The sequence below is a fragment of the Methylobacterium sp. J-076 genome, assembly GCF_022829405.1.
In the GTDB taxonomy this organism is placed as follows: domain Bacteria; phylum Pseudomonadota; class Alphaproteobacteria; order Rhizobiales; family Beijerinckiaceae; genus Methylobacterium.
Map to the genome: position 1 here is coordinate 303,508 of NZ_JAKSXW010000133.1, position 13,888 is coordinate 317,395.

Here is a 13,888-nt window from a genome sequence, read left to right on the forward strand (position 1 = left end):
GGCCGCTCATTTCGGACGCTTCGAGGCCGAGTCGCCGGTCTGATAGCCAGCTGCGCGGCGCTGACTGTACTTTGCAGCTTTGCAAGGGCCGGATGTCGCCGCGAAGGCCCCCCGGAGTTCGCCAGGAGAGATGCGCTTCCAATGCTCGCGGAGACGTAGACGTCACGTCCGCGCCAACTCAGATGCCGGCGTACCAGGCGTAGCCCTGGTCCTCCCAGTATCCTCCCTTGCCATCGCCCAGATGGGCGAAGCTCTCGACCACCTCGATGCGCATCACGTACTTGGCATGCTTGTAGCCGAGGTTGCGTTCCACCCGCAGGCGCAGCGGGGCGCCGTTCGAGACCGGAAGCGCCTTGTCGTTCATGTCGTAGGCGAGGATCGTCTGCGGGTGGAACGCGTCCACGAGATCGATGCTCTCGTAGTACCTGACCGGTGATCCACCACTGGCCGCAGTGTCATCAGACGCCTGCTGGCCGCCTGAGTCCTTCCTGCTCTCCCCACCGCCCGATTGCTTCGTCATGGCTGGGTTGGCATTGCCGGCAGGGATTGTTTCGTCGGAGCCGCCATCCTCCGCGGTGTCCGCTCCGCCGTTGTCCTCTCCTTGGTCCATCGTGTCCGCGCAGTGGAACACCACGTAGCGCCCCTCGGGCTTGAGCTTGGCCCGTTTAAGGAGGTCGGCGAGCGGCACGCCGGTCCACTTGCCGATGGCGCTCCAGCCCTCGACGCAATCATGCCGGGTGATCTGGGTCCGGGCGGGAAGCTTGCGGAGCTCGGCCAGGGACAGCCTGAAGGGCGCCTCCACGAGGCCGTCCACCTGCAGGTGGTACTTGGCGAACCTGCCCTTCGCGAGCGCCTTGTAGTCCCTGTCCGGCGGATCCTCGGTGCCGTTCGGCTTGAACCACGGCGAGATGTCGGCCTCGGCGTATTCCGGGGCCAGCGTCCGGTCGGTCAGCAGCAGGCGCTGGACGAAGAGGTTGGCGTCCTCGCCGGTCTTGAGGGTGCGCCGGAACCACTCCGCATTGCCAAGGCGGTCGCACCCGCCGAGCACGGCCGCCGCGGCCGCGGCGGAAGCCCCCGTCAGGAGGGCCCTTCGGCTCGGAAGGCGGCTCATGCCCGGGTCTCCCCGGTGACGGGTGCCGGCTCGACCTTGCGCTCGATCACGAACCAACCGGTGAGCATGCCGCGCATGTTGTTCCAGAAGCCCGACAGCAGGACCAGGGCGACGTGCACGACCACGAACAGGACCAACAGGGCCGCAACGACGAAGTGCACCGTGCGGGCCGACTGGCGCCCGTCGAACAGCGTCAGCAGGAATGGGAAGGCCGCGTCCATCGCCGGCGACATTGCGAGGCCGGCGAGGACCTGAACCGGCAGGAGCACGAACAGCACCACGAGGTATGTGAGTTTCTGGACGACGTTGTATCGCTTGGCCTCGTCGCCCTGCGGAAAGCGCAGCGTCAGGTGCTCCCACACCGACGCGCCGAAGTGCCGGAACTGATCGCGTGACGGGATCACGCGGAACCGGAGCTGCCCGCTGACCAGCCCGTAGAGCAGGTAGGCAAGGCCGTTCAGGACGAAGGCCCAGGCGAAGAAGAAGTGCCAGGAGCGACCGCCGGTGAGGTCCTGGTCGCTCGGAAGCGTCGCCCAGCTAGGGAAGCCGCGGTCGGCCGCCTCGCCGTCGCTACCGGTGGATGAGCCGAGATACCCGGTGGTATCGAAGGAATGCCCGATGACCGTCGTGACGCCTTTGGGCGGATCGTCCTCGGTGGAGGACATCCCCATCAGCGGCGTATCGAAGGTCGAGACCTTGCCCCAGTACAGGGCCGGGTGGGCGTTGAAGATCTGAAGGCCGCTCATGAGCAGCACCAGGAGGCAGATCGCGTTGACCCAGTGGGTGACGCGGATCACGACCGGGTGTCGGAACATCCATCGGCGGCGCTCGACCTCGCCCGTGTCGGGCGCGGAGCGCGTCAGGTAGGTGCGAGGCAAACGGTCTCCCTCGGGATGTCGGTCGTCCAGGGCGGAGGCCCCCGTGACGGGGCCTCCGGAAGCGTCGGCGATCACATGCCGCGGTTCATCATCCGCTTCTTCATCATGCGGCGCTTCATCATCTGCTTCCGCATCATGCGCTTCTTCATCATCATCCGGTCGCCCTGCATCATCCGGACTTGGGTGACGCCGCTCTCGGACTGGAGGCCGTTGACGGACATCGGGGCGGCGGAGGCCGAACCGGACGCGAGGGCGATGCCGCCAAGGGCGGTCAATGCGGTGAGGGCGAGTGTGAACTTCTTCATGCAAGATCTCCTGTAGTGCTGAATGCCATATTCAACCTTCGTCACAACAAGAATTTTTCGGCATTGTTCCGATCTATAAAATCTCATCAATTGATGGTTATTTGCCATTCGGCCAAGCGGTAGCGTTTACCGAAGCGGAGCCTTCGGTACGAACGTCAATGGGTCGTCTGTAGGCGGTACGACACCCGCTGATTTTAAGTTTCAGGTTTCAACACCGGCGGTCAGGATGCCGCCCATGACTGCCCGAGCCCTTGCAAGCAGCTTCGCCGGGTTTGCCGCCCGGCTCGCAACCCCGAGGTGAACGGCGACGAAGCGGCGCCGAACGCGTCGAGACCCTTCGACGCCCCCGCCTTCGACCGCATCGTCGGGGCCGTCCCCCTCGCCCTGGGCACGGCCGTCCTGGACGAGGTCGAGCGCGAGGTCCGCCGACTGCACGCCGGATGATTTTCGAATCCACCGCGGACGCATATCCTTGGTCGAAACGTGGGGGGGTCGCTTGGGACAGAGTAACATCGCCGTCGTGGGCTGCGGTCCGAAGGCCGCCGCCATCGTCGCCCGGGCCCACTGCCTGAACCGCTTCGAGGGGACCGGAAACCAGATCAGCGTCACTGTCTTCGAGGAACATGGGATCGCCGCCGCCTGGGACGGCTCCCATGGATACACGGACGGAGACCAGAAGCTCTGCACGCCCGCCGAACGGGATCTCGGCTTTCCATACTATTCCGACGAGGCCTTCCCTGACATCGCTGGCATGCTCAAGCGAGATTTCTCATGGGACGCCTTCCAACTGAGCCCTCCCCATAACAAGGCAAGGTATGCGGAATGGGTGTCACGAGGGAGAAAACCGCAAACTCATCGTGAGTTCGCGAACTACATCAGATTTGCGTTTCGGCAGGCTGACAATAAGCCCGTGTTCGGAAAGGTGACCGGAATCCGAAGGTCGCGACGGCATTGGACGGTGGAATTCAACGAGAGAAAGACTGGCCGTCCGGATGCCTTCGAAGGGTTCGATGGCGTGGTTTTCACCGGCCCAGGGCCATCCCTGAACAAGTTGACGAAGACGCCCTTCAAGGACGTCTACAGCGGTAGGGACTTCTGGACCCACCGAAGGAGGATCCTGACGAACCTGGGAAAACGCGACGCCGGGGTCGTGATCATCGGTGGGGGAGGCACGACCGCGGCGATTGCCGCATGGCTGGTGCGTCACCTACCGGACGGAAGAAAAATAAACCTCGTGAATACCCAGGGAACCCTCTTCAATAGGACAGTGAATTTCTTCGAGAACCGGATATTCGACGATCCGGAACCCTGGGCCGCCTTCTATAACGACGAGCGCCGCAACTTCGTGAAACGGCTCAACAGGGGCGTGGTCTGGGAGAACGTGACGGACATCCTCTCCGAGACCGAAGGCCTCCTGTTCACGCCCGGGCGTGCCATCGAGATCAAGGCCGGCACGGGTGGCACGAAGCTCGTCGTGGTCTGCGAGAACAACACCAGCGACGTACCCGTGGAGGTGCCGGCGGACGTCGTGGTGGACGCCTCCGGGTTCGACGCATGGTGGTTCACGCCGCTCCTGCCGAAGGCGCTGCAAGGGCGCGTCTCGCGCAGGAACGCGGAACGGCTGGAGGATGGGATGCTCGGCGACCTGTCTTTCGACCTGCCCGGATGGCCCAGGATCCACGCCCCCATGCACTCGCAGATCATCGGGCCCGGGTACAATTCCCTGATGGTCCTGGGGGGGATGGCGGAGCGCGTCCTGCGGCCCTACCGTTAGCAGGGCCCTTGCGGACGACAAGCGAACCCGTACATATATATACCCATACGCATGGAGGTTCCGATGGCCGGAAAAACTGGATCCAATCTCGTCCTCCGGAGCGTCTACCTTCCCGACGACCTGGATCAGGAACTCAAGGTGGTCGCGTTCCACGAGGATCGCAGCAAGAACGACATCATGCGCGAGGTCCTGCAAGCCGGGCTGCGCACCCTTCGCGCCGAGGGCGACAGACGTTTCGTGAGGCAGAAGCCGGCCAAGCTGCGCGCGCAGCCGGTCAAGCTGGAGCCCATGAGGCGACCCAAGGTCAAGGCGGCCCCCGACGTCGCGAAGGCGAAGCAGCCGGCCGTGGCCCCGCGGCGCGCCGCACGGCAGCCCGCCCGCGCGGCGACCGCGGCCATGGAGCCGGCGATCTAGGCTGCCCGGAACGACGGAGGACCAGGACGAAGCTCGACGGGTCGGGAACTTTCCGACCCGTTTTCGTTTCGAGGATCACCGTCACCGCGGGTTTTCCACAGTTCCTTCGATGTCCCTATTCGACAATACTTGCCTTCGCCGGCCTTAACTTGCAATTAGGATCCATGACCGCGCAGACGAAACGCACGGCGAACCGGGTGGCCCAGGCCTCGCCGGCGCGCGCCGATTCCCCCTCCCGCGGATAGCCGCGCGCCCTTTTTCGCGCGGCTCCGGGAGGCTCCCTTCGTTGGACACCTCCCGATGATCACCATCCTCGCCCTCCGAAAATCTGCTGCCTCGGTCCGGGTCCGTCCCGGCCGCGAGACGTCACGGGCGCGACCGCGCCTTCCCGACACCCTCCAGGGCTGAACCTGCCGCCAACGTGAGCGGCCGGCTGCCCCTGCGCGGAGGCAGCCATGATCAAGAACCTTCGAAAGCCCATCGTCACCGACATCGAGGCCGCGGAGTTCCTCGAAGGCGACGAACCCGACCCAGCCGCGCCGCCCGCCAGCGTGGCCGCCGCGACAGTGCTCGCCCGCCTCCTCCTCGGGACGGCGCTCACCGCCAGGATCCGGCGCCGCATCGTCGGCGAGCGCGGCCTCGCCCTCCTGGTGGATGCCCCGACCGCCGCATGGGTCGTGCCCCTCCGCAGGGCCCTCAACTCCATCGCCGCATGGGACCTAAGCGAGGTCCGCGACGGCACCACCCGCCACCGCAGGAAGCCCGACGAGGGCGCCGAGGAGCTGGCCGAGTGCATGGCCCGCGGCAAGCGCGTCGCCGTCGTCTGCCATGCCCCCGAGGCCCACGTGCCGCCGGCGTTCGTCGCCGCCGCCGACCTTCGCCTGCGGCCGGGCCGGCCCACACCGGCGCTGGTGGCGGCCGCCATCCGCGTCGTCACCGGCAACAGGCCCAGGACCGTCCCCGCCGGCGTCGAGGGCCTCGACCTCCCCGACCTCACCTCCGCCCTGCGCGGCGGCACCGGCGGCGCGACCGCCTGCGTCCGACGCCTGGAGCGGGCCATCGCCGCACGCGCCACCTCCTCGACCAGGCTCCGCGACGTGCCCCACGTCCGCGACCTGCAGGGCCACGGACGCGAGGCCATCGAGTGGGCGCTCAAGCTGGTCGAGGATCGGGAGACCCTGGACGCCGAGAACTTCTGGAAGTCGGCGGACAAGTCTTGCTGCCTCTTCGGCGAACCCGGCGTCGGCAAGACCAGCCTTGTGCACAGCCTTGCAAAGTCCCTCAAGCTTCCATTAGTCGAGACGTCGATCGCGAATTGGTTCGAGACATCGACCTATCTCGACAAGACCATCGTCTCGATGATGGCGGCCTTCTCCTCGGCCAGGTCGATGCCGAATGGCTGTGTGCTCTTACTTGACGAGATCGACGGCCTGCCAAGCAGGGATAATCCGCAGGACAGGAATTCCAGTTATTGGGCGCCTGTCCAAGCCGCCTATCTGAGGGAGCTGGAGATGACCGCAGCCCCGGGATCGCGCGTCATCCTCGTCGGGGCGACCAATTTCCCGCGGCGGGTCGATCCCGCGACGCTCCGGCCGGGCCGTCTGGGCCGCCTCGTCCACGTGCGCCGACCCGACGCCGCCGGGCTCGCCGGCATCCTCCGCCAGCACCTCGGCAACGACCTGCCGGGCGTCGACCTCGCTGGCGTGGCGGTGGCCGGGGCCGGTGCCACCGGCGCGGATGCCATGTCCTGGGTCGCGGCGGCCAGACGCACCGCCCGCGTCGCCGCCAGGCCGATGGAGGTCGCCGACATCATGGCGGCGATGGCGCCGCCGGACGAGCGCTCACCGGCCGACCGCCATCTTTGCGCCATCCACGAGATCTCGCATGCCGTGGTCGGCCACCGCGTGGGAGCCGGCCGCATCAAGCGGATCAGCCTGATCCAGACCGCCTCCAGCGGCGGGTCGATCACCGCCGGCTTCGAAGGTGCCATGGTGCATACCGCGGGCCGCCTCCGAGCCATGGTGGTCATGGCGCTCGCGGGCCGCGCCGGCGAGGAGGCCTTCGGCTACGGGCCGAGCACCGGCAGCCACGACGACCTGCAGCAGGCAACGGCCATCGCCGCCGCCATCAGGGTGTCGTTCGGGCTCGGCGAGACGCTCCTGCATCGCCGGCACATGGACCGCGCCGACGAGATCCTCGAACACGACGCCGACCTGCGTGAGCAAGTCGAGGCCGACCTGCAGGCCTGCTACTCCGCGGCGCTCTCGTGCGTGCGGTTGAACAAGTCGTTGATCAAGTCCCTCGCCAAGCGCCTGCTCGTCGACCTCGTCATCGAGGGGCCGACGTTCCTGCGCCTCGTCCGGGAGCACGAGGCCGCGATGGACGGCCATGCCGCGCTGACGATGGAGGCCCGCCATGGATGAGGCCGTCCTCGCCCTCCTGGGCACCCTAGTCGAGGTCCGTGCCGAGCTCGGCCAGGCCGTCTACGAAAGCGCCGTGGAGCGGGCCAGGGTCGCGGTCGCCCACGAGTGCCTCGTCGAGGCCGAGCGCAGGGCGATCCTCGCCGGCCGAAGGCCTCGATCCGACGAACCGGGATGCGTCGTCCTGCGCTTCCCCGATGCCGCCGCGCGGGATTGAGGTGGTGTCGATGGCAACCTCGGGCACGGCGACGCCGCCGAAAAAGCGAGTCGCAAGAGTCGTTTGACCCCACGGAGGTGAATGCTGTGGATAACTTTTCGGGGCTTGAACGCGGCTTCCATGCCGGTTTTCGGGCCGGATGGGTCGCCCGGGTCGACGAGGTCCGGTCCGGGACCCTGGTCCGGCCAAGCCTCGATGGCAGCTGCCCATTTCCCACCGGCCAAGGATCGTCCAAGAACGGGATAGTCGATCCTTTTGCCCTCTCTAAAATACAGACACTTAGCTGGTTAAGACTAGCTTTGGAAAATACGTCCCCGATACGTGCCTGGAGCCTCCGGAACACTGTCTAGGAGAGCTACAGGAAGCTTGGCCTTGAGATTTTTGGGCTTGGCAAATGCCGGCGTGATCGTCAGGCTCATCTCATCGGGGGGCGGCGGCGAGCCGGCGAACCCCGGGACCAAGGCAGGCGGGACCACGGCCCCGCCGGCAAAAGAAAAGCCCCGGCGGGGACCGCCGGGGCTTGACGGGTCTCGCGACCCAGAAAGCGGCTCCGGCCCCATGTTCACAAGGCACAGGCCGGTGCCAGCCGCGACCCAAGAGGAACCAAGGACACCGCGACGAGGGAGGTGCTAGGCGATCGATGGACGACCGTCAAACGGCCGGCCGAGGGCGGCGATGCCGCGAGGCCCAGGGGCCTGTCGAGAACCCGGCGGCATCCGTGCCGCCGCGGAGGGAATGACCGACGGACGGGGCGACCGACACACAAGGCACGTCGCCCGCGTCCGAGGACGAGCACCGAGAGGAACGCATCATGAGGAAGTCGACGAAGCGCCCCCCTGACCAGGGCGGCGGAGGGGAAGTCGTGGCCGAGGCGCAGCGCGAGCTGCCCCTCGGGGTCGGGGGGAGCGCCAGGACCGGCTTCCCCCGTGTCTTCCGCCACCACGCGGAGGACACGCAGCGGTGCAGCTTCACCGTCGGGGGCGCCCGCTACGGCGGGCCGACCCCCTACGCGGACGGCGACATGGCCCTGGCCTTCGCCAGGGGCGCCCTCGCCGTAGCCGAGGCCATCCACGCGGACGGCGGCCGCTCGGTCCTGGTCTGCGCCCTGGGCGGCAGGACCGCGACGCTGCGCTGGCAGACCAAGGCGGCGCCGCGCCGGAACCGGGGAACCACGCTCACGCCCCTCCGCTACGCGCATGTCGGGATCGGGGACGTCACCGCGAGGATCGCCGCCCTCGCCCGGCTCGGGGAAGCGGAGGCCCGGCTCCCCCACGACCACGACGAGGACTGAACGCCGGGACGGACCCGGCACCGGGGCGGTGCGGAGCACTCACAAGGCACGTCGCGCCGTCCCGGTCATCACCACGCCAAGAGGACATCACCATGAGCGAGATCAGGAAGCACGTTCCCGAGGGGGAGCGTGATCGGGGAGGCGTGCGCGCCGCCCGGGGCACCGGGACGCCCCGCGAGGGCGACGGCGCTGCGCGGATGCGTGCCCCGAAGGTCTACCGGCGCGGCTCCGACCCGGAGTTCCGGATGACCTTCGTCGTCGCGGACCGCCGTTACTACGGCCACACCGGCCACGTCGACGAGGGCAAGGCGCGCGGCTGGGCCGACGCCGCCTACGCCGAGCGGCGGGAGGAGTGGCGCGCCCGCTCCGCCGCGATGGCCGCCCGGGGCCGGTAGGCCCGAATCCGGAGAGGGGCGACCCGCGCGACGGGTCGCATCGAGACGTCATTCGCCGCCGCCGGCGGCACGAAAGGATCCAACCATGTTCACGTACACCCAGCGTGCGCCCCTCGGGGCGTGCGACCGGGGCCGCATGCCCGAAGCCACGGGCGGCGCCTCCGCATTCACCGGCACCCTGGTCCTCCTCTTCGACCGGGTCTTCACCCTGCGGGAGGCCGCCGACAGGCTCGGCATGTGCCTCCGCCAGGTCCGGGGCCACGTGGCCGCCGGCCGGTTGCGGGCCTTCGACGTCGGCGACGGCGTCGAGCGCCGCGCCCTCCGGGTCACCGACGACGACCTGGAGGAATTCGTCCGGCGGCGCATGCTCGCGCCGCCGATGCCCCGCGGCCGCGGCGGCCGGCGCTCCTCCCAGGGAGGGCGCTGAGATGGCCAGGAAGCTCACGAGGGCGGTGAAGGGATCGCCGTACCGCCAGTACGACTTCGTCGTCGGCGGCGTCCGTCACTGCGGTTCCACCAAGAGGACCGGCGAGGCCGAGGCGGAGAAGTTCGCCCGCGCCATCCGCAGGAATGCCCGGGGCCAGCGGGCTCGCCGGCCCCTCGTCCCTTCCGGACAGGGAGGGCGCTAAGATGGCCAGGAAGCTCACGAGGGCGGTGAAGGGGTCGCCGTTCCGCCACTACGACTTCGTCGTCGGCGGCGTCCGCTACTGCGGCTCCACCAAGAAGACCGTCGAGGGCGAGGCCGAGAAGGTCGCCCGCGCCATCCGTAGGAAGGCGCTCGACGACGAGGTCGCGCGGCGGGCTGCCGAGGATGTCCTCGACATGACCTGGGCGGACGCAGTCGCCTCCTATCGGGAGGCGGCGAAGGCCAACACGTCCGCCCGGACTTTCGACCGATCCTTCAAGTGGCTGGAGGAGAGGATCGGCGCCACGACGCTCGTGAGCCGCATCGACAGGAAGGTCGTGGCCAAGCTCATCGCCGACCGCCGTGCGATGCCCGTGGCGAAGCAGGGCAAGGCGGACGTCGTCTCGAACGCGACGGTGAACAAGGAGGTGATCGCGGTGGTGCGGTTCGTGCTCGGTCACGTCAAGGACACCGAGCAGGCCTTCCTTCCCCGCGAGCCGCCCTGGCGCAAGCTCGTCCTGAAGGAGGAGCCCCGGCAGCGGGAGATGACCATCGATGAGGAGATGCGGCTGGAGGTGATCCGCCCGGACGTGTGGCCCATTTTCAGGTTCGTGACGGTGACGGGCCTGCGCCGCGAGACCGCCATGATCAAAAAGGATCAGGTCCACTGGCGGGACGGTCTGATCAAGGTGGTCGGCAAGGGCAGGAAGCCCCATGACGTCCACATCACGCCCGAGGTCGAGGCCATCCTGAAGGCGGCGTGGGACGACGACCCCGTCGACGTCTTCACATTCGTCGCGAGCCGTCGTTCGCGTTCCGGCCCCGGTGCCTCGCCGTGCCCGGCCGGTGAGCGCCGGCCTGTGACCTACGAAAGGATGGGCTACATCTGGAGGGAGATCTGCGAGGAGGCCGGGGTGACCGACCTCCACATCCCCGACCTGCGCAAGACCTGCGGGGCGCGGATCGTAAGGGCCACCGGCGACCTGCTCGCGGCCAGCAAGGTGCTCAACCACGCCAGCATCCGGCAAACGGCGAAGGCTTACGCCCACATTACCGGCCAGGACATCAAGACGCGATTGGCGCAGGTCGCGGCCGATCATGCGGAAAGGCGAAAGAGGTTCGTGCCGGACGGGCAGGCGGCGAGCATGCGCTAGGCATCGAACCGAAATGAGGGAACGAGAAAGCCCGGCGGGAGCCATCCCGCCGGGCTTTCTCGTGACCGGGCCGAAGGCCGGCGCCCGGCAGCGGCGAGAATGAGCAATCGGCATGACCCTCGAAACATCACCCAACGGACGACGGTCGCGGCGCTGGCTGCCGGGTTTATCGTGACTTCCCTCGTCGCAAAAAACTCCGTGGGCACCGGTTTGGAAGGGGGAAAACCGCCGGATTTTCCGTGGATTTTTCGGGACTCGCCATGCGCTTGAGGGCCTTTCCATGCCCCGAAGGACCATGTTGCCCGGCAGTCGACCTATCGGCATGCCCTGGGCGCCGGACGAAAAACATCAGGTTTCAGAATTATTTGTGCGGGCCAGCTTGTTAGCGCGCCACGATCAGTCACACCCGTCGCTGTAAGAATTCGTAATAGTACGTTAGTTGGCTCTAAAAATTCACCAGGTATTTCAACGACTTACGCGACGTATGTAGAATTTCGTGATTTTTGCGGGAGTGTCCTTGCAAGCCGTGCGTCCAAGATGCCTCTACTCCAAGCGACCGATCTCATTGAGATGACCGTTCGTCCTCCTCCTCGGCCATCATCTCCGCGACGTGGACAGGGTCGTCGTCGAACGCCTTGACCACGATCTCCTTCCTGCCCGGCGTCAGGGCGGCGCGTCCGCGGGCGGCCGTCATCGGGTAGACCAGGGTCACCTGGTGGCGCGCGAAGGTCACGCGGGTCAGGGTCGAGCGCAGCTCCTGGCCGATGCGCGTGCGCAGGTCCGCGAGCTCCTCCTCCCCGTCGTTCTCCAACCGGGCGAAGAGCTCCGCGATGCGCCGCCGTCGCTGGTCGGGGCTCGGCTCGGCGGCCCGCCTCGCGCTGACGAGGCGGTGCTCGGCGAGCTCCGCCTCCAGCGCCTTGAGCCTGACCGAGAGGGCCATGGCGCGGTCCGAGGCGCCGTCGTCGCCCCGTTCGACCGCGTCGTAGATCCGTTCGCGCCTGGCCTTGGTGTCCTCGACCAGGCGGACGATGTCCGCCTCCGTCCTCGCGGCCGGCACGACGACGTTTTCCTTCCGGAGAAGGGTGCCCACGTCCAGCGCGCTGACCGCGCGCAGCACGATGCGCTCCGCGTCGACCACCTTCCATCGGCGCAGGTTCTCGCAGCCCGCGCCCCGATTGGCGTTCGAACAGACGAGGTAGGCCCCGCCGCCGCGCATGCCCTTGTTCTCCCGTGACATGCTGGCGCCGCATCCGCACCGCGCGAGCCCGCGCAGCAAGTTGGTGACGCCCTTCCCCGGAAGCCCTCTCAAAGTCGTCCGGCCGGCCTTCTTATCGTTCGCGGTGACGAAATCGTCCTCCGAGACGATGGCGGGAAAATAGTCCGCCACCGGCATCCCGACCGGCCTGCGGACGCCGTCCTCGCCCCGCTTGAAAGCCTGGTACTCGCCTAGGACCGCGCGCCCCTCCAGCAGCTTCTGGACGTAGGATGGGTGCCAGCCGGACTTCGACACGAAAGCGGGTTTCCCATCGCGGTTCAGGCGTAGGGCGACCTGCCGACGACCGTATCCCGCGATGGTCTCGACGAAGATTTGTCGGACGATCTCGACACGCTCAGGGATCTCGACGATCCTCCGCTTGCCGTCGACGACCTCCACCTTCAGCCACCCCGGCACGCGCGAGGTGATTACAGCGCCGCTCGCCCGCTTCGCGCCCCACGCCTCCTTCAGCCTCTCCGACTTCATCCGAGACTCGTCGTTGGCGCGCATCATCACCATGATCGCGCCGAAGATCGCCATCGGCTCCCTGTCCACGCGCTCGGCCGACAGTTCCTGGCCGTCGGCCAGCGTGACGATGATTATGCCCGCGTTGATGACCTCCAGGAACGCGGGCATCACCTGCCGGATCCTGTCGCGTCCGAAGCGGTCCAGGCTCTCGATGACCAGGTAGGAGCCCCGTTCGATCCTCCCCTGCTCCACGAGCCTCAGGAACGCACCAAGCGCACCCTTGACGCGGTTGAAGCCGCGGAACGCGCTCACGCCGAGATCCTGGATGCTCTCGTCGATGACGAGGCCGCGCTCCGCGGCCCACTCGTCGGCCTTGTCGCGCTGGCGCCGAAGGCTGTCGCCGCGCAGCTGCTCGGGGCGGGAGAACCGGATGTAGGAGTAGACCTTGGGCATGGCGCGGCGAGCCTAAGCCCAGGGTCGCCATCCGGTCAAACAAAGTGCCACGACATGAGCAGGTTGTGCCCCCCGGAGGCGGCGATCTCCAGGGCGCGCTTGGCCCCCTCCTGTCCCTTGATGTCGGCGAGGTCGGGAAGGGCCTCCTCCGCCGCGGCGACGGCCGGCACCGGCCGGGCCATCACCTGGCTGCCCTTGAAGTGGTTGGCGAGCTGGATCAGCGAGCGCGGCGCCAGCACGTCGAGTTCGCCCCCGGCCCAGGCCGCCTCCGGGCCGGTGGCGGCCGGGCAGATCAGCCCGAGCCCCCGCCCGGCCGCCGCCAGGGCCGCGGGCAACACGCCGTTGACCGGGGTGAGCGTGCCGTCGAGGGCGAGCTCCCCCAGGACGCAGTAGCCGGCCAGCGCGTCCGCGGGGATCGCGCCGATGGCGGCCATCACCCCGAGCGCGATGGGCAGGTCGTAGTGCGAGCCCTCCTTCGGCAGGTCGGCCGGGGCGAGGTTGACGGTGATCCGCTTGGCCGGCAGGGCGAGGCCGGAGGCGATCAGGGCGCCGCGGACCCGCTCGCGCGACTCGGCCACCGCCTTGTCCGCCAGACCCACGACGGTGAAGTTCACCGCGCCCGGGAGGATCTGCACCTGCACGTCGACGGCGCGCGCCTCGATTCCCTCGAAGGCGACGGTGGCGACGCGGGTGACCATCGGCGGGCGGGCTCCGGACTCTTCACGCACCCGCGACGGGGTGTCGCAGGTGTGCGGGAAAATCCGTGGCGGCTCAAGCGGGTCGGTGGGGTGGAACCGGTGGCCCGCACAGGGGTTCGGGCTTCTGTCACAAATCGGAAACGGAGACCGCCATGCGCCTCGCCCCCGCCCTCGCCGCCCTCGCCTTCGCCGTGGCCCTCGCCCCCGCCCCCGCCGCCCGGGCGGACACGCCCCTGCCGGACGACCAGAAGGCCAAGGTCGAGGCGGTGCTGAAGCAGGAAGGGTTCACCAAGTGGAGCGAGATCGAGCTCGATGACGGCATGATCGAGGTGGACGACGCCTACGACGCCGCGGGCAAGAAGTTCGACCTGAAGCTCGATCCCAAGACCCTGGCGATCGTGAAGCGCAAGAACGACTGAGCCCCCGAGCG

At 68.0% G+C, this 13,888-nt stretch carries 15 protein-coding genes and 1 pseudogene; 11 read left to right on the forward strand and 5 right to left on the reverse strand.

Annotation, left to right across the window (positions count from 1 at the left end; translation table 11 throughout):
- Positions 1 to 178 precede the first annotated feature (178 nt).
- From MKK53_RS16890 to MKK53_RS16900, 3 genes are all read right to left on the reverse strand, one after another.
- A complete protein-coding gene (locus MKK53_RS16890) occupies positions 179 to 1,111 on the reverse strand; it encodes a molybdopterin-dependent oxidoreductase (RefSeq protein WP_243929856.1) in 933 nt (310 codons plus the stop codon).
- Complete coding sequence (locus MKK53_RS16895) at positions 1,108 to 1,989, reverse strand: cytochrome b/b6 domain-containing protein (RefSeq protein WP_243929857.1); 882 nt, start codon at positions 1,987 to 1,989, stop codon at positions 1,108 to 1,110. The genes MKK53_RS16890 and MKK53_RS16895 overlap by 4 nt, the downstream gene beginning before the upstream one ends.
- A 71-nt stretch (positions 1,990 to 2,060) precedes the next feature.
- Entirely contained in the window at positions 2,061 to 2,294 is a 234-nt protein-coding gene (locus MKK53_RS16900) for a hypothetical protein (RefSeq protein WP_243929858.1), read from the reverse strand.
- Positions 2,295 to 2,591: 297 nt separating this feature from the next.
- Here MKK53_RS16900 and MKK53_RS16905 point away from each other — a divergent pair, with 297 nt between their 5' ends.
- The 10 genes from MKK53_RS16905 (at position 2,592) to MKK53_RS16950 (ending at position 10,584) form a co-directional block, all read left to right on the forward strand.
- Positions 2,592 to 2,738 carry a hypothetical protein gene (locus tag MKK53_RS16905; protein ID WP_243929859.1) on the forward strand — a complete coding sequence of 49 codons (147 nt, stop codon included), beginning with the start codon at positions 2,592 to 2,594 and terminating at the stop codon, positions 2,736 to 2,738.
- Positions 2,739 to 2,790: 52 nt separating this feature from the next.
- The gene (locus MKK53_RS16910) at positions 2,791 to 4,068 is read left to right on the forward strand and encodes a SidA/IucD/PvdA family monooxygenase (RefSeq protein WP_243929860.1); all 1,278 of its coding nucleotides are present in this window, start codon (positions 2,791 to 2,793) and stop codon (positions 4,066 to 4,068) included.
- A gap of 63 nt (positions 4,069 to 4,131) precedes the next feature.
- Positions 4,132 to 4,482: a hypothetical protein gene (locus MKK53_RS16915; protein ID WP_243929861.1), complete on the forward strand. Its 351-nt coding sequence runs from the start codon at positions 4,132 to 4,134 to the stop codon at positions 4,480 to 4,482.
- 455 nt (positions 4,483 to 4,937) lie between these two features.
- Positions 4,938 to 6,905, forward strand: coding sequence for an AAA family ATPase (locus tag MKK53_RS16920; RefSeq protein WP_243929862.1), 1,968 nt, complete (start codon positions 4,938 to 4,940; stop codon positions 6,903 to 6,905).
- Entirely contained in the window at positions 6,898 to 7,119 is a 222-nt protein-coding gene (locus MKK53_RS16925; RefSeq protein ID WP_243929863.1) for a hypothetical protein, read from the forward strand. The genes MKK53_RS16920 and MKK53_RS16925 overlap by 8 nt, the downstream gene beginning before the upstream one ends.
- Before the next feature lie 811 nt (positions 7,120 to 7,930).
- Entirely contained in the window at positions 7,931 to 8,410 is a 480-nt protein-coding gene (locus tag MKK53_RS16930; protein WP_243929864.1) for a hypothetical protein, read from the forward strand.
- Between the two features lie 92 nt (positions 8,411 to 8,502).
- A complete protein-coding gene (locus tag MKK53_RS16935) occupies positions 8,503 to 8,805 on the forward strand; it encodes a hypothetical protein (protein WP_243929865.1) in 303 nt (100 codons plus the stop codon).
- 85 nt (positions 8,806 to 8,890) lie between these two features.
- Complete coding sequence (locus MKK53_RS16940; RefSeq protein WP_243929866.1) at positions 8,891 to 9,232, forward strand: helix-turn-helix domain-containing protein; 342 nt, start codon at positions 8,891 to 8,893, stop codon at positions 9,230 to 9,232.
- 1 nt (position 9,233) lies between these two features.
- On the forward strand, positions 9,234 to 9,434 hold the full coding sequence (locus MKK53_RS16945) for a hypothetical protein (protein ID WP_243929867.1): 201 nt from the start codon (positions 9,234 to 9,236) through the stop codon (positions 9,432 to 9,434).
- 1 nt (position 9,435) lies between these two features.
- A complete protein-coding gene (locus tag MKK53_RS16950) occupies positions 9,436 to 10,584 on the forward strand; it encodes a tyrosine-type recombinase/integrase (RefSeq protein WP_243929868.1) in 1,149 nt (382 codons plus the stop codon).
- Positions 10,585 to 11,146: 562 nt separating this feature from the next.
- Here the strand turns inward: MKK53_RS16950 and MKK53_RS16955 are convergent.
- Both MKK53_RS16955 and MKK53_RS16960 read right to left on the reverse strand, forming a co-directional pair.
- Positions 11,147 to 12,760, reverse strand: coding sequence for a recombinase family protein (locus MKK53_RS16955; protein ID WP_243929869.1), 1,614 nt, complete (start codon positions 12,758 to 12,760; stop codon positions 11,147 to 11,149).
- 50 nt (positions 12,761 to 12,810) lie between these two features.
- A pseudogene (locus MKK53_RS16960) lies at positions 12,811 to 13,458 on the reverse strand (magnesium chelatase domain-containing protein); the annotation flags it as partial.
- A gap of 152 nt (positions 13,459 to 13,610) precedes the next feature.
- On the opposite strand from MKK53_RS16960, the gene MKK53_RS16965 reads away from it, so the two are divergent.
- Positions 13,611 to 13,877 carry a PepSY domain-containing protein gene (locus MKK53_RS16965; RefSeq protein WP_243929870.1) on the forward strand — a complete coding sequence of 89 codons (267 nt, stop codon included), beginning with the start codon at positions 13,611 to 13,613 and terminating at the stop codon, positions 13,875 to 13,877.
- The last annotated feature ends 11 nt before the right edge of the window (positions 13,878 to 13,888 follow it).